Source organism: Ohtaekwangia sp., from assembly GCF_036786105.1.
In the GTDB taxonomy this organism is placed as follows: Bacteria; Bacteroidota; Bacteroidia; order Cytophagales; family Cyclobacteriaceae; genus Ohtaekwangia.
Window position 1 is genome coordinate 84,990 of record NZ_DAIQRQ010000006.1, and the last position, 21,456, is coordinate 106,445.

Annotated in this window: 13 protein-coding genes; 8 read left to right on the forward strand and 5 right to left on the reverse strand. The window is 45.2% G+C overall.

Going from position 1 to position 21,456, the window contains the following annotated elements; translation table 11 throughout:
• Positions 1 to 379: 379 nt before the first annotated feature.
• The 4 genes from ruvA to lipA all read left to right on the forward strand — a co-directional run bounded on the left by ruvA (position 380) and on the right by lipA (position 9,712).
• Positions 380 to 973: a Holliday junction branch migration protein RuvA gene (gene ruvA, locus V7Q33_RS04940; protein WP_331979282.1), complete on the forward strand. Its 594-nt coding sequence runs from the start codon at positions 380 to 382 to the stop codon at positions 971 to 973.
• Between the two features lie 4 nt (positions 974 to 977).
• Complete coding sequence (gene sov, locus V7Q33_RS04945) at positions 978 to 8,240, forward strand: T9SS outer membrane translocon Sov/SprA (protein ID WP_333819077.1); 7,263 nt, start codon at positions 978 to 980, stop codon at positions 8,238 to 8,240.
• Between the two features lie 150 nt (positions 8,241 to 8,390).
• Positions 8,391 to 8,765: a glycine cleavage system protein GcvH gene (gcvH, locus tag V7Q33_RS04950; protein ID WP_331979286.1), complete on the forward strand. Its 375-nt coding sequence runs from the start codon at positions 8,391 to 8,393 to the stop codon at positions 8,763 to 8,765.
• A gap of 62 nt (positions 8,766 to 8,827) precedes the next feature.
• The gene (lipA, locus tag V7Q33_RS04955) at positions 8,828 to 9,712 is read left to right on the forward strand and encodes a lipoyl synthase (RefSeq protein WP_331979288.1); all 885 of its coding nucleotides are present in this window, start codon (positions 8,828 to 8,830) and stop codon (positions 9,710 to 9,712) included.
• Positions 9,713 to 9,804: 92 nt separating this feature from the next.
• On the opposite strand, the gene V7Q33_RS04960 is transcribed toward lipA, so the two are convergent.
• Together V7Q33_RS04960 and V7Q33_RS04965 are read right to left on the reverse strand one after the other, a co-directional pair.
• Entirely contained in the window at positions 9,805 to 10,404 is a 600-nt protein-coding gene (locus V7Q33_RS04960; RefSeq protein WP_333819079.1) for a hypothetical protein, read from the reverse strand.
• Between the two features lie 66 nt (positions 10,405 to 10,470).
• A complete protein-coding gene (locus V7Q33_RS04965) occupies positions 10,471 to 11,958 on the reverse strand; it encodes a M28 family peptidase (protein ID WP_333819080.1) in 1,488 nt (495 codons plus the stop codon).
• A 263-nt stretch (positions 11,959 to 12,221) separates the two neighbouring features.
• Between V7Q33_RS04965 and gcvP the strand changes: the two genes are divergently transcribed.
• The 4 genes from gcvP (at position 12,222) to V7Q33_RS04985 (ending at position 18,433) form a co-directional block, all read left to right on the forward strand.
• Positions 12,222 to 15,113 carry an aminomethyl-transferring glycine dehydrogenase gene (gene gcvP / locus V7Q33_RS04970; RefSeq protein WP_333819081.1) on the forward strand — a complete coding sequence of 964 codons (2,892 nt, stop codon included), beginning with the start codon at positions 12,222 to 12,224 and terminating at the stop codon, positions 15,111 to 15,113.
• Positions 15,114 to 15,246: 133 nt separating this feature from the next.
• Complete coding sequence (locus tag V7Q33_RS04975) at positions 15,247 to 16,908, forward strand: sensor histidine kinase (RefSeq protein WP_333819082.1); 1,662 nt, start codon at positions 15,247 to 15,249, stop codon at positions 16,906 to 16,908.
• Between the two features lie 158 nt (positions 16,909 to 17,066).
• The gene (locus tag V7Q33_RS04980; RefSeq protein WP_331979298.1) at positions 17,067 to 17,543 is read left to right on the forward strand and encodes a DUF3299 domain-containing protein; all 477 of its coding nucleotides are present in this window, start codon (positions 17,067 to 17,069) and stop codon (positions 17,541 to 17,543) included.
• A gap of 44 nt (positions 17,544 to 17,587) precedes the next feature.
• A complete protein-coding gene (locus V7Q33_RS04985; protein WP_333819084.1) occupies positions 17,588 to 18,433 on the forward strand; it encodes a DUF4440 domain-containing protein in 846 nt (281 codons plus the stop codon).
• Between the two features lie 4 nt (positions 18,434 to 18,437).
• On the opposite strand, the gene V7Q33_RS04990 is transcribed toward V7Q33_RS04985, so the two are convergent.
• The 3 genes from V7Q33_RS04990 to V7Q33_RS05000 form a co-directional block, all read right to left on the reverse strand.
• Positions 18,438 to 19,352: a hypothetical protein gene (locus V7Q33_RS04990; protein WP_333819085.1), complete on the reverse strand. Its 915-nt coding sequence runs from the start codon at positions 19,350 to 19,352 to the stop codon at positions 18,438 to 18,440.
• A complete protein-coding gene (locus tag V7Q33_RS04995; RefSeq protein ID WP_331976840.1) occupies positions 19,349 to 20,356 on the reverse strand; it encodes an IPT/TIG domain-containing protein in 1,008 nt (335 codons plus the stop codon). Before V7Q33_RS04995 ends, V7Q33_RS04990 begins: the two co-directional genes overlap by 4 nt.
• Positions 20,357 to 20,438: 82 nt before the next feature.
• On the reverse strand, positions 20,439 to 21,305 hold the full coding sequence (locus V7Q33_RS05000; protein ID WP_333819086.1) for a hypothetical protein: 867 nt from the start codon (positions 21,303 to 21,305) through the stop codon (positions 20,439 to 20,441).
• Positions 21,306 to 21,456: the final 151 nt, after the last annotated feature.

Below are 21,456 nucleotides of genomic sequence, written 5' to 3' on the forward strand. Positions count from 1 at the left end.
CGGAGTTTATTCTGGTGAAAAAATTCTTACATCGTTTGCATAAATTTCGAGCCCATTGTATCCACCGGTTAACGAGCCTTGTTGCCTTGTTATACGGCATATTAATTACTGATTTTGTGCCCCAGTCATCCCCCATAATATGCTATATTTTTTTTAAGCACCGGGTACAGCGCATGCGATCGCAGCATGCAGGCCTTAAAAAATGCAGAATGCAATCTGTGATATACCGTACCAGCATTGCATTGTAGAATTAATTGCCGCTTCAAAACCGCATCGCTATAAATACAGGAAATGTATAGTTCCTATAGAATTCTGCACTTTCTTGTTTCGATTCTTTTGCAATCTTTGTAAACCCAAACAACCCTATATTTTTTAACCTATGATTGCATTCCTTAAAGGGAGACTCGTTCACCGAGACCCAACGCACGTTGTGATCGATGTCAATGGTGTGGGCTATCTGGTTCATATTTCACTTCAAACTTTTTCAGATATCAAGGAGCAGGAAAACATCATGCTTCATACACATCTTGCTATACGCGAAGACGCCCATGTATTATTCGGTTTCAGTGCCGAATCAGAGAAACGGCTGTTTCAACAACTGATATCGGTAAACGGAGTCGGCCCAAGCACAGCAGTGGTCATGCTCTCCTATATGAACAGCCAGGAATTAAAGTCAGCCATCGTGCGCGAAGATGCTGCAGCCTTGCAAAGTATAAAAGGTATAGGAGGGAAAACCGCGCAGCGCGTAATCATTGAGTTACGCGACAAACTCAAAAAAGAAAACTGGGAAGAAAGTCAACCTACTATTTCGTCAGGCCCTCACAATACCCTGCGCAAAGAAGCGTTATCTGCTTTGCTTGTGTTGGGTCTGCCCAAAGCAACTGCAGAGAAAAGTGTAGATGCCGTCCTGAAAAAATCAGGAAATACCATTACCTTAGAAAATTTAGTTAAACAAGCCCTAAAAAACGCCTAGACGCTTGAGAGTCTTTACTCTACAACCCCACGTTACCCTCAAGCTTGGCCGCGTTATCATTGCATGGCTCAGCTTCTTTTGGCTGGCCGACGATGCAATTGCGCAGCGGCAAGACACCACGCGTGTATCTTCTGATACTACGCGCAATCTCCCCTATAAACCAGACAAGCGCCCAACGTACAGGCCATCCGACCGATACGGAGATCCGTTCTCCAACCGTCAGACTGAATCACCGCTATATCTGAAAGATCCCAATCAGATGAAACTGGATGTGGAGATCGATACAGCGCTCAACTATACCATTTACGAAAAGATAGGAAACCTCAACTACCGGCCTGCTTCCAGTATGTCGTTTGAGGAATTTAAACAATACCAGGATCGGCAGATATTAAAAAGTTACTGGCAGGGCCGGGCCAAGGCGCAGGATGGCGAGAGCCCGGTGAGCGGCCGCGGGTTTGTTCCTAAAATATTTCTGAGCCCGGTGCTCGATCGCATTTTCGGTGGCAGCTATATAGAACTGGTACCGCGCGGATTTGTTACGCTCGACTTCGGCGCGTCTTTTCAACGCATGTTCAACCCTACCCTTCCTATTCGCCAGCAGCGTAATGGAGGTTTTGAATTCGATCAGCAGATCAACATGAGCGTAGTGGGCAAGATCGGTGAGAAACTCGCGGTTACTGCCAATTTCGATAACAACAATTCATTCGACTTTCAGAACAACATGAAGGTTGAATATACCGGCTTCAAAGAAGATATACTTCAAAAGCTGGAAATCGGTAACGTTAGTCTCCCGCTGAACAACACGTTGATACAAGGCGCACAAAACCTCTTCGGGGTAAAGGCGCGTATGCAGTTCGGTAAACTGAACGTTACCACCATTGCTACAACGCAACGCGGTAAAGCATCTTCCATTGATGTAGGCGGACAGGGATCGAATGGCGGACAAGGACGCCCATTCGAAATTATAGCATCCAACTACGATGACAACCGCCACTTCTTCCTGGGGCAATTCTTCCGCGACAATTATGAACGCTCTGTCAGCAGCTTACCGCAGATTGTATCGAACGTAAACGTAACACGTGTAGAAGTATATGTGTTAAACCGGAATAACGATACACAAACGCTGCGCAATGCCATTGGTTTGATGGACCTTGCTGAACCCAAAGTAATTTACAACACACAAACGGTTACCTCTGCGGGCTCAACGCTACCCAATGGCAATAATTCGAATAACCTTTTTGGACAGGTGAGAAAATTTGACCGGAATCCTGATAACATCAACGCTACGCTCGAAGGATTTTTCGCCGGTGATAACAACAACGGTACTGATTTTGAAAAAATAACCGGAGCACGCAAGCTCGCTCCCACAGAGTTTACATTCCATCCACAACTCGGGTATATCACGCTTTCGCGGAAGTTGCAGAATGATGAAGCACTTGCCGTTGCGTATCAATATACATACAACGGACGAGTATATACTGTAGGGGAATTAACGGAAGATTATTCAAACCTGAAGGATGACGAAGTGATCTTCCTGAAACTATTGCGCCCGCGAAAAGTAGCTATACGCGATGAGTTGAAGAGGCCCATACCCACCTGGGATCTGATGATGAAAAACATCTATAACCTCAACGTGAGCCAGCTTACACGCGATGGATTTCAACTTCGCATAGTATACCGCGATGCACGCACCGGTGTTAACAACCCACAGTTACAAGACGGCTCTGCTGCCCTTCGCGAAAAGCAACTTATTGAAATATTAGGACTCGACCGACTCAACCCGGTAAACGACCCGGGCCGCGATGGTAACTTCGACTTTGTTGAGAACATCACGATCAACACACAAACCGGTGCCATCATCTTTCCTTACCTGAAGCCCTTTAGCGATGGGTTGAAAAGAGCTTTCAGAGGCGAACCCAACGAGAGCTACCTGATACAGAAATACTCCTACGACTCGCTATACAACACAACAAAAGCGGATGCCGAGCTATATACCACCAAGAACAAATTTTACCTGATGGGTACATACAATGCCGGATCGTCTAAAGAAATTCTGATTCCGGGTTTTGGTGTATCGCAGGGATCCGTAAAACTATATGCCGGTGGTATACCCCTGAATGAAGGAACAGATTACGTGGTAGACTATACCTTCGGAAAGGTAACAATCCTGAACGATGCGATATTAAGCTCAGGAAAAAAAATAGAAGTCCAATACGAACAGTCAGATCCGTTTGCATTCCAGACGCGAAGCTTACTCGGTACACGCCTCGATTATAAATTAAATGATGATGTAAACCTCGGCTCTACGTTACTATACTATAACGAACGGCCCATCATTAGCCGTAACCAGATTGGCACGGAGCCTGCCCGCAATATTCAATATGGTTTTGACTTCAACATGAATAAAAAGAGCCGCATGCTCACCAAGATTGTTGATGCACTTCCATTTCTACAAACTAAAGAACAATCCACTGTAAATGTTACCGGCGAATTTGCACAGCTTTTACCCGGAACATCCAACGTGATTAACGGGCAGGGCACCGGGTATATCGATGACTTCGAAAATTCGGCAACGCCCTATACTTTGATGAACCCGCAGGGATGGAAACTTGCAGCAACACCTAAAACAACCAATAATTTTTACGGACCTACCCTTACCAACGATCTGGCTGCCGGTTTCAAACGCGCAAAGATCGCATGGTATTCAGTCGACAATCAGTTTTACAGAACTGGTGGCCGGTTCAAGCCCGATAATATTTCTGATGACGATCTCAAAAACCACTACGTTCGTCCGGTAGGCCCGCAGGAAATATTTCCCAACCGCCAGTTGAATCAAGGTATATTTTATGAACAGATCTTTGATATAGCCTATTATCCCAAAGAACGCGGTCCGTATAATTATTCTCCATCGCTTGACAATGATGGATTTCTTACCAACCCGGAACAGAACTGGGGAGGTATAACCAGCGCCGTAAGAACCGAAGTTGACTTCGACAAAGCCAATATTGAATACATTGAATTCTGGATGCTCGATCCATTCATCCAGGGAAACAACGGTCTTATTAATGATGGTAACGGAACACCCAAGCATGCTACCGGGGGGCGCCTTGTATTTCAATTGGGAAGTATATCGGAAGATGTGATCCTCGATTCGAAACATGCTTTTGAAAACGGATTGCCTCCGAACGGACAACTCACTCCTGATAACGTTGTAACCAACGAATGGGGCTACGTTACTACACAACAATACCTGACAAGTTCATTTAATAACGAGGCCAGTTCAAGAGAGAATCAGGACGTGGGGTTGGATGGTATGTCTACCACCAACGAACAGACATTCTTCAACGATAAATTTCTGAACAAAATTACCAGCCCTACTGCCCGGGAGAAAGCGCGGCAAGATCCATCCGCCGATAACTTCCGCTATTATTTCGATAGCGAATTTGATGGTGGTAATCTCAACGCTAAAATTCTGCAACGCTATAAAGACTTTAACGGTATGGATGGCAACTCACCCATCATTACCGGCGGCGATCTCATTGCACGTGCTGCCACTACTATACCCGATAACGAAGATCTGAATGCTGATAACACCCTGAGCGAACTTGAAGAATATTACGAGTATGATATGAATATACTGCCGAACCAGCTTCGCGTAGGCGGTGAGTATGTGGTCGATCAAATCACTACTAATAACAACAACTCGAAGGAAACGGTTACGTGGTATCTTGTACGTATACCGGTGCGCACACCAGAACGTCAATATGGTAATATCGATGGATTCAAGTCTATCAAATATATACGCATGCTGCTAACCGGCTTTAAAGATCCGATCGTAATGCGTATGGCTAACTTCCGCATGGTAGGCAGCCGCTGGAGAAGATATACCGGCAACCTGCAATCGGGCGGTTTGGTGCCAAACTACGAGCAAACTACTGACGACTTTATGGTATCGGTGGTAAATCTGGAAGAGAATGGTGCAGGCAATGATAACAAGCCACCGTATGTAATTCCTCCGGGCGTTGTGCGCGACCGTGATAATACATCATCTGTACCCCGCCAGCTTAATGAACAGTCAGCACAGCTTTGCGCGGATGACGTACGCGATGGCGATGCACGTGCTATGTTCAAGAACATGTCTGTCGATCTGTTCAATTATGGCCGCATCAAAATGTATTTCTCGGCACATAGCCAAAATGCACATGACGATGATCTTCGCGCATTCCTCCGCCTGGGTAAAGATCTTGACTCTAACTTCTATGAAATCGAAATACCGCTAAAGATTACCTCTACACCCGTAACCGGAGACAGGGAACGTTCTGTATGGCCCGAAGAAAATGAGATCGATTTAGCATTGGATGAACTGCGAAGACTGAAGGCCGACCGCGACCGTGAAAATATATCGCTTAATCAATTTTACCCGATAGAAGGAAGAGAAGTAGGGCGACATCGTATCCGCGTTTTCGGGCGACCTGACCTTACCACCGTACAATCGCTGATGATTGGTGTGCGCAATCCACGTACAGACGATAAGCGTTCTTACCAGGTATGTATCTGGGCCAACGAATTGCGTGTTACAGAATTTAACCGAACACCGGGCTGGGCAGCCAACGCTACACTCAGCGCCAAGCTTGCAGACTTCGCCACTATTACCGGTGCAGTACATCACACAGGTTTTGGCTTTGGTGGTGTAAGCTCCAAAATATCCGAGCGTACCCGCGACCAGACTACGGGTTATGATATATCTGCCAACGTAAATGTCGATAAACTTTTGCCGGGCAACACGGGTATAAAAATACCGATGTTCGTGAGCTATGAGAAAACTACGATTACTCCGCTATACGATCCTGCTAACCCCGACTTAAAACTGGATGCTGCGCTGCAATCCTTTAAGGACGATCAGCGCTCCAACTATCTCAACATTGTAAAAGACCAGACGATCGGGCGAAGTTTAAACTTTGTAAACGTGCGCAAAGTAAAAGTGAAGCCCGATGCACCTTCGCATTTATGGGACATTGAGAATTTTTCGTTCAGCTATTCGTATAGTGATCGCCTGCGTCATAATTTCAACACAGCCGAATCCTTCCAGAAACAGCAGAAGGGATCTATAGCTTATACTTTTACTCCGAAGGCAACGGGTATAGAACCTTTTAAAAATTCGAAAGGATTAAACTCACCCTGGTTAAAGTTGATCAAGGATTTCAATTTCAGTCTAATGCCCAGCAGCATTGGTATACGGGCAGACCTGAACCGGTCGTTTACCAAGACTTCCTATCGCAATCCGGATGGCACCGGCAATTTCATTGAGTCGCCCGCCAACTACATGAAGTATTTTACGTTCGACCGGCAGTATAATGTTCGATGGAATTTCTCGAAAAACCTGTCGTTCGAATATGCTTCACGTGCGAATGCGATTATCGATGAACCTCTCGGAGAGATCGATACGCAAGAGAAGAAAGATAGTATCTGGCATAACCTGAAACGCCTGGGTCGTATGAAGAACTTCGATCAGAGTGTCACGGTAAATTATACATTGCCGTTGGATAAGATACCGGCTACCGATTGGCTTGGTGCTGACTATCGCTATCAGGCAAGCTATAACTGGAAGGCAGGGCCTGTCAATCGCCCGGACTCGCTGCATCTGCCCGATGACCTGCCGGATGAATTTGATTTCAGGAACACCATACAAAACAGCCGCGATCAGAATTTTTCCGGAAAAATTGATCTGGTAAAACTGTATAACAAAGTAAAATTCCTCAAGGAGCTGAACACGCCTAAACGCCCCATGTCGGTACAACAACGTGTGCAGCAGGCGAAGCAGCAGCAGCAACAGGCGAAAGCCGATACGGTAAAAGCTCCTGCAGAAATGCCTGGCCTTGTAAAAGGATTTTTCCGCATGCTGATGTCGGTGCGCTCGATCAATGCTACCTATTCGCTTACCGAAGGCACTATACTTCCGGGCTTTAGTAAAACACCGAAATTCTTTGGTATGGATAAAGACTGGAATGCTCCGGGGTGGGGTTTTGTGTTGGGCAGCCAGAATCCTGAAATACGCAAACGTGCAGGAGATAACGGATGGCTTACCGATAACCGTGAATTGTCGCTGCCCTTCAGCCAGACCAGAACACAGAGTATATCCATGCGGGCAAACATAGAGCCTTCAACCGATCTGAAAATACAGCTTGATCTGAAGAAAGATATAACCAGTATGTTCCAGTCTATATTTCGCAATGCCGACAGCACAGGAACATCAACCTTCTATGCAGATTTAAGCCCGAACCGAAGCGGAAGTTATCGTATATCCACCATCAGTATAAAAACGGCCTTTAACAGCAGTAACAACAAAGTGGAGTCATCGGTGTTTCATACATTCGAAAGCAACCTGCTTGAAATGAAATCGCGACTGGAACAAGTAAACCCGGGCGAGACATACGATACTACCTCACAGGATGTATTAATCCCTGCCTTCATTGCTGCCTATACCGGCAAAGATGTAAACAAGATGGGCCTCTCCCCTTTCCCGAAAACACCACTGCCTAACTGGCGTCTCGACTATAATGGATTGAACAAATTAGAAGCATTTAAAAATATATTTCAGTCATTCACTGTATCGCACGCGTATCAGTCATCCTATTCAGTTTTGAATTATTCAAACTCACTTGATCCAAATGTAGTGGGCGATGTAGACCGCCTCCTGTTAAACCGGCCGGTAACTGATTATAACAACAGCTACTTTGCCAGCAAGCAGTCTGATGGTAAGCTTGTGCCGGTATATGTAATCAGCCAGGTAATGATCTCCGAAACGTTCGCTCCACTGATCGGTATCAGCATGCGCACCAAGGGAAGACTCTCTGCCAACTTCCAGTATAAAACAAAGCGTGACCTGTCGCTCACGGTTTCCAACGCACAGATTACCGAGATGAACAGTAAAGATTTCTCATTTGAATTGGGCTATACCAAAAACAACATGAAGCTGCCGTTCAAAACGCAAGGTCGTACAGTAGTACTAAAGAATGATGTTACGTTCCGCATGAACTTAACAGTAGGCAATACAAAAACCATTCAGCGCAAGATTGATGAGTTGAACATTATCACGAATGGTAACATTAACTTCCAACTGCGTCCTAACATCAGCTACGTGGTGAACCAGAAGCTGAACATCCAGCTTTATTTTGAGCGCACCATTAACGAGCCGCAGGTTTCCAACTCCTACCGCAGGGCAACCACGCGCATGGGCGCACAGATCAGGTTTAGCCTGGCTCAGTAGCTTTTCAGTTTAAAGTTTAAAGTTCAAGGTTTAAAGTTTAAAGTTTAGGGTTGTTCAACCTTGAACTTTAAACCTTGAACCTTAAACCTGAACCCTTGAACTTTAAACACTTTGCGTTATTTTTGCCCGCACCTAAAAAACTGAATACTCATGAACATCCCGGAAGGACTGAAGTATACCAAAGACCACGAATGGGTTAAAATCGAAGGTAACACTGCGACTGTTGGCATCACTGATTTTGCTCAGAGCGAGCTTGGCGACATCGTTTACGTTGATATTACAACAGTTGGACAAGATGTAGCCGAACATGATATCTTCGGAACAGTTGAAGCTGTAAAGACTGTATCAGACCTGTATATGCCGGTTGCCGGTAAAGTATTGGAAGTAAACGCGATACTCGATGGCAGCCCTGAAAAAGTAAACGAAGATCCATACGGAGATGGCTGGATGATCAAAGTCCAGATCACTGGCTCAGCAGACGGTCTGCTTACAGCTGCTCAATACAAGGAACTTATTGGAAAGTAATCACCGTTAAGTGTTAGCGATTACCGGTTACTGGGCAATCGCTAACGCCTAATTATATCGTCATGATCGAATTACCCGTCATTTCGCAGGAAGAGACCCGCAAACGCAAACCGGACTGGCTTCGCGTTAAATTGCCGGTAGGGCCAGAATATGCCAAAGTGCGCAAACTGGTCGACAATTATAAACTTCATACGATCTGCGAAAGCGGTAATTGCCCTAACATGGGCGAATGCTGGGGAGCCGGCACGGCCACGTTCATGATTCTTGGTAATGTATGCACACGCAGCTGTACGTTCTGCGCTGTTGCTACCGGAAGACCTACCGAATATGATGTGGAAGAACCCAAGCGTGTAGCCGAAGCGATAAAGCTGATGGGCGTAAAGCATGCAGTGATTACATCTGTAAACCGCGATGAACTGAAAGACCGCGGTGCCGAAGTCTGGTACCAGACCGTTGTAGAAACTAAAAAAGTAAGTCCTGAAACAACCATCGAAACACTGATTCCTGACACCAAAGGAAACTGGGATGCACTTTACCGAATGATAGAAGGCAAGCAGGAAGTTGTTTCGCACAATATGGAAACGGTAGGCCGACTATATCGCATGGTGCGCCCGCAGGCTAAATATGAACGCAGCCTCGAGCAGATCAAAAGAATCCGCGAAGCAGGTATGCGCACCAAAACCGGTATTATGCTGGGACTTGGCGAAACAAAAGAAGAAGTTTTCAAAGCCATGGACGATCTGGCTGCCAATGGCTTGATGATTCTCACACTGGGTCAATATCTGCAGCCTACCAAAATGCACCTGGAAGTAGCCGAATATATACATCCTGAAACATTTGAGATGTATAAAGAAGAAGGCTTGAAACGCGGCCTGAAATACGTTGAAGCAGGACCGCTTGTTCGCTCCAGCTACCATGCGGAGCGGCATGTGAATGTTCCCCTTTAAAAAGCTTCTAGCCACTGGCTTCCAGCTGCTAGAAGTGTGTTAGCTGACGATACATTTTTATTCTGTGATCATCTGTGAGTTCTGTGGGAGGTCTATTCAGAAAGATTTTTCAGATGTTCAATATCGCCCTGGTCTTTGGGGCGATTGGTAGTTTGTTTCTCCTTCAACAGATCTTTCGGATGAATTACCCGGAACGTTATATCCTGAAAAGAACCTATATCTGCACGATCGTAACACACATCAAAATCATACGCACTGAAAGCTTTCAGACTCTTCAAAGGTTCAACTATAAATCCGGAGTCTCCCACACTGAATTGCGTGAAGCCTGGAATCAACTCGAACGACCTGATTTCATCCAGGCCTGCTACTCCGTGTTTTGTTAATACTTTCCTGAGATTTTCAATGTTGCTGGCATCGTCTCTGATCCACAGATCAAGATCATGTGTTGCCCGAACATATCCATGAAAAGCAACAGCAAATCCTCCTATCAGTAAATACTTCACATCATATTCCTGCAGACTCCTTAGAAAAGCTACGACTTCTTCATCTCCTAAATCTATCGGAGTCATTTTCTTCAGTTTAACGTTCGCATTATGAAAAGACGCTGCCAGCCTGTTCACTTTCGAGAACATGTCCATTCTCTTTTTTCGTTCTGCTTGCGACACTGGCATATTCAAAGATAAAAAATTCACAGCTATTTTTTTACCATAAAAAAAGCGGGTTCATCACCCGCTTCTTAATCAGTAACTATATATATTCTATTTCTTGTCAGCTACCAGGCGTTGATCGCGGTTGGCAATTTCCCACGCTGTGTAGAAAACAGCTTGCGCTCGTTTTGCCATCAGATCAAATTCGATTTTGCTCACTTCATCGCTTGGCTTATGATAGTCTTCATGTATACCATCGAAGTAGAACACAATCGGAATGTTATTCTTCGCGAAGTTCCAGTGATCCGAACGATAGTATAACCTGTCAGGGTGATTCTGATCGTTGTAAGTATAATCGAAGATAAGATTTGTATACGTCTTGTTCTGTTGCTCATTCAGGTTATGTAATTCGGTCGATAATTTATCAGAGCCGATCACATATACATACGGAGCGCTGTCTTTGTGTTGAGGATCCCTGCGACCCACCATGTCGATATTCAAATCCACTACTGTGCTCTCCAGGGGAAACACCGGGTGCTGTGTATAATAATCTGAACCTAGCAATCCTTTTTCTTCTCCTGTTACCAGCAAGAATAGTATACTTCTTCTTGGTCCTTTACCTTCTTTCTTTGCCTGCGCAAATACTTTTGCAAGTTGCAGTACAGAAACTGTTCCGGAACCATCATCATCCGCACCGTTGTTGATAAGATCGCCTTCCGTACCGCGGTTCTTGCCAATATGGTCGTAATGTGCCGAGATCACCAGCAATTCATCTTTCTTGTCAGTACCTTCCAGGTAGCCCAGCACGTTATCGCTCTTCAGCACTTTTATGTCCATTGCTGTTTTATACGTGATCGTGGCAGGCTTCACTTTCTTCAATGTATTTTCTGTTACAGCTTTGCCCAGCTTCTCGATTGTAGTGTTCAATATTTTGGCTGCCACAGGCTGAGCGATGAAGAACACTCCGGCACGTTGCTCACCAGCTTCAGGTTTCTTTACGGAAAGTATACCCTCGCTGAGGTAATCTTTTAATTGCGCTGCAAACTCTTTAAAGGCACTCGCATTTTCATTATAGATCAATACTACTTTTGCTTTACGTTCGCGTGCCAGCGTTAAGGCTGCACGGTAATTTTCTTCCGCACCCTGCTGTATCACAGCGGCTTTTCCTTCTACGTTGATCAGGTCAAAATCTTCTTTACGGCCTTTGCCCACAAACACCGTTGGCACCGTTACATCTCCACCCGAATCGGATGAGCCATAGAAAACAATATCCTGGAAATTGGAAAATTTAGTTTGACCGGCTTTCAGATAAATATCACCGGGCATGCTGGTATAAAGTTCTACATTCTGATAAAAGCCGCCATTTACCGGGCCTGCCAATCCGAAATCTTCAAGGTTTGCTTTTACAAAAGCTGCGGCCATTTTTTGTCCGCGTTTGCCGGTTTCACGGCCTTCCATCGCATCGGAGGCGAGGATAGACAAGTTTTCTTTTAAGTCAGCCGGAGTGATCAGGTCGCCATATTTTTTCGCGACCGGATCCTGGGCAAGCAGGTGGCCGGCCGTTATCAGCGCCAGCACCACGCACATGGTCTTCTTCATGATTAATGAGTTTTTTGGGAATACAATATCCTGGCAAGATGCCAAGGAATTTTGGTAATGCAGAAACTGTTTGATGCTTAAAGGCAAAGATTTTACAGGAGAGGAAGCGCAATTACCGATGGATGCATCGAAAATATATTTCACCAATTACTTCAATCTTCCAGGCGCGTGCACTTCCGCGCTTCCGCGTTAACTGTTACCTTTGTGGCCCAATAACTCATGCGCCATTCAATCACCTAAACAACTGAAAATCATACACTATAATGAATATTGACTCCCGATACTCCGAGAAGTTTGAAAGCAGACACATCGGCCCTGATGCACACCAGGTTGAGCAAATGCTGCAGGTTATAAAGGCTAAATCGATTGATGAACTGATCGATCAGACCATTCCTTCTGCCATCCGGTTAAAGAAGCCGTTGAACCTGCCGGCAGCCCAATCGGAATACCTGTTTCTGCAGAACTTCAAAAAACTGGCTTCTAAAAACAAAGTCTATAAATCATTTATCGGAACAGGCTATTACAACACCATCACTCCGGGAGTAATTCTGCGCAATATTCTCGAAAACCCGGGATGGTATACAGCCTACACGCCTTACCAGGCAGAGATTGCCCAGGGAAGACTGGAAGCGTTGATCAACTACCAGACCATGGTGATAGACCTTACCGGTATGCAAATTGCCAATGCCTCGTTGCTGGATGAAGGCACCGCAGCTGCTGAAGCCATGCACCTGCTCTATGCTTCGCGCAAAGCTTCCAAGAAGAACGCACATAAATTCTTTGTAGACCAACATACATTTCCGCAGACAATCGATCTGCTGAAGACACGCGCAACACCAATTGGTGTTGAACTTGTGGTTGGCGATATCAATACAGTAGATGTAACAGATGCCAACCTCTTCGCTGTATTTATTCAGAACCCGAACAACAACGGTGAGCTGAAAGACTATACATCCTTCAATGCATCGGCACATGAGAAAGATGTGTTTGTTGTTATGGCAGCAGACATCATGAGCATGGTGCTGGCAAAATCTCCGGGCGAGATGGGCGCTGATGTAGTGGTAGGTTCATCACAACGCTTCGGTGTACCGATGGGATTCGGCGGACCACACGCTGCATTCTTTGCCACCAAAGATGAATTCAAGCGCCAGATGCCGGGAAGAATTATCGGAGCCTCTATCGATGCTTCCGGAAATTCAGGCTATCGCATGGCTTTACAAACACGTGAGCAACACATCCGCAGAGAGAAAGCCACATCAAACATCTGTACTGCGCAGGTGCTACTTTCGGTAATGGCCGGTATGTATGCAGTATATCACGGTGCAGAAGGGCTAAAGAAAATTGCTGGTCGCATTCATGGCCTCGCGCAATCGCTCGAAAACAATTTGAAAGCACTCGGACTGAAGCAAGTGAATGAAAATTACTTTGACACAATCAAAGTAGCCGTTACCGATAAAAAAGCTGTAGAGCGTGAAGCGCTGAAACGCGAAATAAACTTCCGTTACTTTACCGATAACCACATCGGTATATCGCTTGATGAAACAACATCGGTTGAAGATATAGCCGTTATCGCAGAAATCTTTGCTGCCGCTGAAGGCAAGAAGCTCACACATGCTTCCTCTAACGGACAGCAACTGCACTGGCCTGCTGCACTGGTTAGAAAATCGGCATTCTTAACACATCCGGTTTTCAACATGCATCACTCCGAGCACGAGATGCTGCGCTATATCAAGCGTCTCGAAAATAAAGATCTTTCTATGGTACACTCGATGATCTCGTTGGGATCATGTACCATGAAATTGAACGCTACAGCTGAAATGATGCCGGTAACCTGGCCGGAAATTGGAAATATACATCCGTTCGCTCCTGCCGATCAGACACAAGGCTATACGGAGCTTACTACCAACCTGGAGAACTGGCTGAAAGAGATCACCGGATTTACCGGTGTATCCTTGCAACCCAACAGTGGTGCACAAGGCGAATATGCAGGGCTGATGATAATCCGCGCGTACCATGAAGATCGCGGTGATGCCCATCGCACAATATCGCTTATACCGGCATCCGCACACGGCACCAATCCTGCCAGCGCTGTGATGGCGGGTATGGATGTGGTTGTGGTAAAATCAGATGAAGAAGGCAAGATCGATGTAGCTGATCTGAAAGCAAAAGCAGAGCAGTATAAAGATAAGCTCTCCTGCCTCATGGTAACATATCCGTCTACGCACGGGGTATTTGAAGAGTCTATTATGGAGATCTGCGAAACCATTCACGCCAATGGCGGGCTGGTATATATGGACGGTGCCAACATGAATGCACAGGTAGGTCTTACTTCGCCTGCTACCATCGGTGCTGACGTTTGCCACCTGAACCTGCACAAAACATTTTGTATACCACACGGTGGTGGTGGCCCCGGCATGGGACCTATCTGCTGCAACGATAAACTGAAAGCTTATTTGCCTGGCCATGCCGTTGTAAAAACGGGAGGAGATAAAGCGATCAGCGCGGTATCGGCTGCTCCGTGGGGAAGCGCCAGCATCCTTACTATTTCGTATGCCTATATCGCTATGATGGGGGGTGATGGACTTACCAATGCAACGCGTTATGCGATCCTGAACGCCAACTATATCAAAAATCGCCTGGAAGGGCATTACAAGATATTGTATACCGGCACCAAAGGTCGTTGCGCGCACGAGATGATCGTAGACTGCCGCGACTTCAAGAAAGCTGGTATAGAAGTGGAAGATATAGCGAAGCGTTTGATGGACTATGGATTTCACGCGCCAACCGTTTCATTCCCCGTAGCCGGCACGTTAATGATTGAGCCTACCGAGAGCGAACCGAAAGAAGAACTCGATCGCTTTGTAGATGCCCTGATTGAGATACGCAACGAAATACGCGAAATAGAAGAAGGCAAAGCCGATAAAGAGCAAAATGTGCTGAAGCATGCGCCGCATACAGCAGCCGTTATTACCGCCGATGAATGGACTCGTCCATATAGCCGGAGCAAAGCTGCCTATCCGCTGCCGTTTGTACGGGAAGCGAAATTCTGGCCCAGCGTAAGCCGCGTAGACAACGCCTATGGCGACCGTAACCTGGTTTGCAGCTGTCTGCCAATAGAAGAATATACTTCCAAAGAAGAGTCTGTTACCGCTTAACGAAACGCTCTTCGCTGAAAAAAGCCTCTGCACTCCGTGCAGAGGCTTTTTTTTATTTAACATAAACTTGATCCGGTAAAGCGCTGTCCTTTCGTATAAAAAGTGAGTATATTTAGCATATACCCTACCTGTATTGGAGGCTCCTGTAACTGATATTGACCGTCAACGGCTCCCCTGGTGGGCCTGGCTGCTTACAGCTATGATATTGCATGCCGGCACGCAAATCTCTCTTTTGTTTAAATACTCGCAAGGTGTTACCGACTATTACTTGCCCACAGCGTTATCGCTTGTGCTGATACAATGGTGGGGACCACGCGTTGTATTGCCCATTCTATACCTCAATTCAACACTCAGCACATATCTCTGGGGTATACCTGCCGACCAGTGGTACGAATGGCCGGTATATGCTTTGCCCGAAACAGGCTTTACGTTTCTGGGCTGGCTCCTCTTCCGAAAAATATACCGCGGCAAATACTGGCTTCCAGATATAAAAAACTTGTTGGCATTTCTGTTTCTCGGCGCATTGATTCCTTTGATCATTGAAATTTTTAGTCTGCAGCTGCTACTTACCTATCTGGGCGAGCAAACGTGGGAAGCTTTCTGGCCGTTAGCGAGACGTAACGCGCTGGGAGAATTTACTTCGAGTTTTGGTCTGGCCTTGCCATTACTATATTATGGCTCATACTTTATGCAAAAGGGTAACCTTCTTTATGAGCGACCTGAAAGTATACCCTCTTCTTACCTGCTAAACCGCTATCAACGGATTGAGCTTGCAGGAATATACATTCTTCTCCTGCTCCTGGTATTCAACATCGATTTCGAAAAATTCTGGTATATCTACGGATTACTGTCGCTATATATAGCCATTCGGTTCGGGTTTGGGCCCGTGGCTTTTACCAATTACTATATATTTCTGATCACCTATATCATTCCCAGGCTCTTCACGCAGTTTGGCTATAAACCCATCGGGCAGGAACAAAACCTCGATGTAACCAATATACTGTTGGGTGCAAGCCTGCTGCTTGTATTTGCAGCCGTAGTGGGCCGCGTTATTACCGATCTGAAAATTGCAGAAATCAGATTACAACAACAGAACCACGAGCTGGATCAGATCAACAAAGAACTCGACAGGTTTGTCTATAGCGTTTCGCACGATCTTACAGCACCGTTAAAATCAATTCTCGGACTTGTTAACATCAGCCGCCTGGCACATGAGCCCGCCGATGTATCACATTATTTAAGCCGCATAGAACAAAGCGTGCACAAGCTTGAAATATTTATATCGGAAGTACTCGACTACTCCAAGAACAAGCGGCAAGAGCCCGACATGGAGCAAATAAAATTACTGGAGCTCTGCACGGAAATAATACAGAACATTCGCAACGTAGAAGATTTTGGCAATATCAACATCGATCTTTCCAACCTGCGCCACCAGGAAATTAAACAAGATAAAATGCGGCTGAGCATCATTTTGCATAACCTGCTAACCAACGCCATCAAATTTCAGAAACGCATACCCGAGCATCAACCTTATATACGTATATCCACCCGCAAATCTTTTGAGAAAGTTATCATCGAGATAGAAGACAACGGCGAAGGTATACCTCCTGGTGTGCAGGATAAGATTTTTAATATGTTCTATAGAGGCACCGAAAAATCCAGCGGCTCCGGGCTGGGCCTCTACATAGCCAAGGAAGCCGCCAGCCGCATGCAAGGCAACATCTATGTGCAATCAGAATACGGCAAAGGCTCTGTGTTTATTATTGAATTGAAGGAACATGTGGTTAGCTATTGAACTTGATAGCAGCGCATCGCTATCCGTTACAGGTTAAATCGTTAACAGTCCCTTCGGATAACGATTAACAGATAACGTGTAACGGCAACACCTCCTGTCGGCACGAAGTTTTCTGCTAGTAATTTTTCTAGTAGGTTTGAACTACAAAGCATTAAAAAATGAGATCAACCTTTTCACGAATATTGCTCGCTATATTTCTGTTCATCCTCGCCAGCAGTGTGAATGCACAAAAGAAAATGGCTTATAAAGGATTTCCATCCCTGGTGTGGCCCAAGCTTTACAATATCACATTTGTAAAAACACAAGATCGCCTGGGCGAAGTAGATAAACCCGTTTTTACTGATGCTGTAAAAGCATTGAATGGGAAGCAAATTACTCTGCCCGGTTATATGGTTCCTTTTGAAAACGGTATGAAAGGAAATCATTTTATGTTATCGTCACTCCCGCTCAATGCATGTTTCTTCTGCGGTGTAGGTGGTCCCGAAACGGTGGTGGAAGTATTCAGCACCAAGCCCATTGCCTATACAGAGAAGCCCATCGAGATACAAGGCAAGCTGATGCTGAACGACCGCAATCCGGATCAGATGATTTATATTGTCGAAAATGCAGAAGTACTCGGCGAAGCCGGACTATAGCGTATACTCCGTGAAATATCTTTGAAGATGTAAATCAAAATATCATGAAAAAGTCCCTCTTCTTTGTAATATCAATCTTTGCTATCCTTCAGGTTTCTGCCCAGGAATTTAAAAATAAAGATCTCCAGTCGTTGGTAGAGGCCGAGCGGGCATTTAGCAGGCAGGCAAAAGAAAAAAATACCCGCGATGCATTTCTAGCCAACATCACCGATGAATCCATCGGGTTCTATACCAATACAACCAAGATGAAAGAACATTGGGAGAAAACGCCAGCCGGTACGGAGTGGCTATACTGGGTGCCGGTATATGCCGACATTGCTGCTTCGGGCGACTTTGGTTATACCACTGGGCCCTGGAGTTACCACATTACAAAATCAGATAAAGCCACGGCCTTTGGAGAGTATATCACCGTATGGAAGAAACAGCCTGATGGTCGCTGGAAAATATTGATCGATGCAGGCACGAGTCACGACAGTTACCCAGTAGATGGTCATGAAGTAAAAACATCTTCCCTTGCTCCGCAGCCTTCGAAAAAGGGCAACAAGAATTTTCTTGATGAGTTAACGGAGCAGGAAGCTTCCTTCGCTAAAGAAGTACCCGCCGATGGATTGAAAGCGTTTACACACCATGCTTCCTCTGAAGTGCGTTTCTACCGGAAGGGGCACCTTCCGCTTACCACGGTGGAGGATATTTGTAAATCATCGGATGTGATTACGTATACACCTATGGGTACACAAGTATCTTCGAGTGGCGACCTGGGATTTTCGTATGGCAGAGTTACCGTTGTAAAACACGAAGATGGCTCGCAGAACACAAACTCATCCAACTACCTGCGCATCTGGAAAAAAGAGAAGGACACCTGGAAAATTGTGATCGATCTGATCAACTGATATACTATAAAACCTTTCGGATGCCCAGGTTGAAGGTCTTCCACTGATTGCTGTTCTCGCCTGAGAAAACATTGCTGTAAAAGAGATTCACGGTAAACATGGTATTGAACTGATACTGCATTCCAACACCATAGGTAAAATATTGACGTGTATGATCAAAGTTATAGTCCCAGCTGTTGGTCATGCCGATGAGGGCAAACGGAAATATATGTTTCGTCATCAGGTATGAAGCAAATACATTTATGGGGTTCGTAAAGTCGGCATTGGCTCTTGCATCGCGAAAGCGAACCAACAGATCGGCCTGAATAAACAGAAACATCTTGCGACTGATCAGATAATTATACAGCAACTGCGTATTGAGCGCGTAGCGGTTATCGCCCAGAAATATACTTTGATTACTCCCGGCACTCATCGGAATATAAAAAGTCTGCTGCACCACAAAGTTGGGCGTTGCAAAAGGAAGATAGCGTGCACGTATGCCAATCGATGTAATAGCACGCTCATATTGAATCAAGCCTTTGCTATCATTACCAAATACTTTCATGGGCGAGCTCCTGGCTTCAATATCTTGCCGGCCGGTACGATACGAAAAATCAAGTCCAACATTAAAGCGTCCTGATTTTGCAATACCATGCGTTACCTGCAATGTATTGATGAAATAAGTATACCGCTGATTCATGCTGAGCGAAACATGGTCTACCGTAAAGTACGTATTGGTTGTGAGCAATGCATTGGAAAGTATAACCTCGGTATAGCTCTTTGGCATCATTACAGAAGATACTGCCGGTGTAATGCGATCGCCTACCAGCAGCGAATCATAGGCGTTACGTCTCTCCGCAGTTTGCGCCTGCACATCATTCAGTATACAGCATGTGCATATACTAACAACGGTTGCAAGCATTTTATAAAATCGTATCATGGGCATTCAAAATCTTTTACATCCAAAGTCAATTGTTTTCCTGATTGTGTAGAGATCAACGTCATGTGGTGGTAACAGTACTTCTTCAGATCAGTGTTATAAACAGTAGGTGCTGTCCATACCCCCACATAGCGCACGCTGTTTACCGTAAATTCTATATAATTATTCATCACACCGTCCACAACGGCTTGATCATAGATACCAGTACCTTCGGCATCATTTGAATTGTTTCTGAAATTCACAGAAAGTGTACCATCACCGTTGTCGCTTAACAAAAATGTTTCATTGCCATCCAGCTCAAAAGGATTATCCCACTGATTGGATATAGGAGGCACATAGCCCGATGGTAAAGATGTAACCGTAGCACCATTTACCAGCGATGCACCGCCGGCCACGTCTGGTTGTGTACTTACTACTTCAAAAGATTTTCCTTCTGATGTACCCTTCGAAGTTTTTACCTTCACAGCGTAATTGCCCACAGTCAGATCAGACGGAATAATAACCGTAACCACTTTCGATGTAGCAGTAGCTATATTTGCCTCGGTGCCTCCAAACATCACAATGGATGCGGTTGACAAATTTTTACCACGCAGCAACAAAAGTTGATCCGTAATATTTTTCGTAGCGACTACTTCGTCAATAACAGGATCGGTTAGCGGATCAACGGGCTTTGTTTCCAATACAGTAAAGGCCATCGTGGCAGAAGTACCGCCATCGGCTACTACGGCTACCGTTGTGTTGCCGGGCGTGAGTCCTGCGGGCACAACGGTAAGAATCTCATCATCTTTTTTGGTTACGATTGATGATTCCGCAGTACCAAACAACACCTTGGAAGCGGTAGCAAAATTCTTCCCTTTAATATATACCTCATCACCTACCTGACCATCTGCCGGCACAAGCTGTGTGATTTCCGGTTTCGCCTTCTCAGGTTCACTGCACGTTGAGAGCGTTAGTATCAACCCTGTAAGCATGAAACCCTTTCCTATTCCAAGTATAGCTTTCATATTATGAATTTTATTGACACTTCAATCTTTTACACGCAGCATTGTTTTCCCGACTCGTAGAGATCAAGCGCCATTTATTCTGTTAGTCTTGACTTAAGTCGTATAAAATACGGTTGGCCCTTCGCTCCAACTCCTGCAACCGCTTATCGAGTCTGATTACTTCTTCGCCTATATCTTTCGTCAATTCACGTTTCACTTCTCCTGGCCGCTTTACCCGGTTGTTGACGATATCGTTAATGGTGGTAACTTTTTGATTGAGCGTAAGAATATTTACGCTATGCGTTTCGCCCAGCGCATAGTCCATCAGGTTTTTAAATTCCAGTGTCATCACATCGCGCTTCCAAAACATGCTCACATATTTCTCATAGGTGAGGCGCTCCTTATTCAGCTTTTCAAACGCACGATTGTATTGTTCCATCGCATCGCTGAGTTTAGCCAGCGCCTGCCGACTCTCCAGTGCCTGTGGAATTAAAAATTGAAAAGCGTCTTTCAGATCTTTCGCTTCGTTGATATAGTCGGTAACGGTATTTGATATTTCAGGATAGGCTTCGTCTTTACTGGTAATGGCAACACTACGATTCGTCATTACGATCGTAGAATTCATTTCAGAAACTTTCGATTTAATGAGCGCACGTACTTCAAATATATATTCGCCCACGAAGGTGTCTACATCTTTTAACACATCCCAGATAATAACACGATCGGCTCCGGGCGTCACAGCATTGCCTATACCATTACCACTTACATGTTGAAGTGCCTGTGCGTATTGATCTTTGGAACAATACAGGGCTACTTCAAATACCTGGTCGTCTTTAAAATCTTCGATGTTATAATGAACAAGAATTTTGGTACCAACGGCTTGCGGAATAATGCTGGTGATACGCTGCGCATATATAGCATGGTTAATGCACGCCATGATGCAGGCAAACACAGAGAGAGTAGTTTTCATACCAACAGAGACAGGGTCATTTAAAGTTACCCATTTGGAGGTTTGCAAAAAATGATTTTAGTAAATTTCATCTTGAAAATAATTCCATGTGGTGTGCAACCTCCTTCGCGTAAAGCAAAGCTGGCTAACGTTTTCCGCATGGCTACCCAAA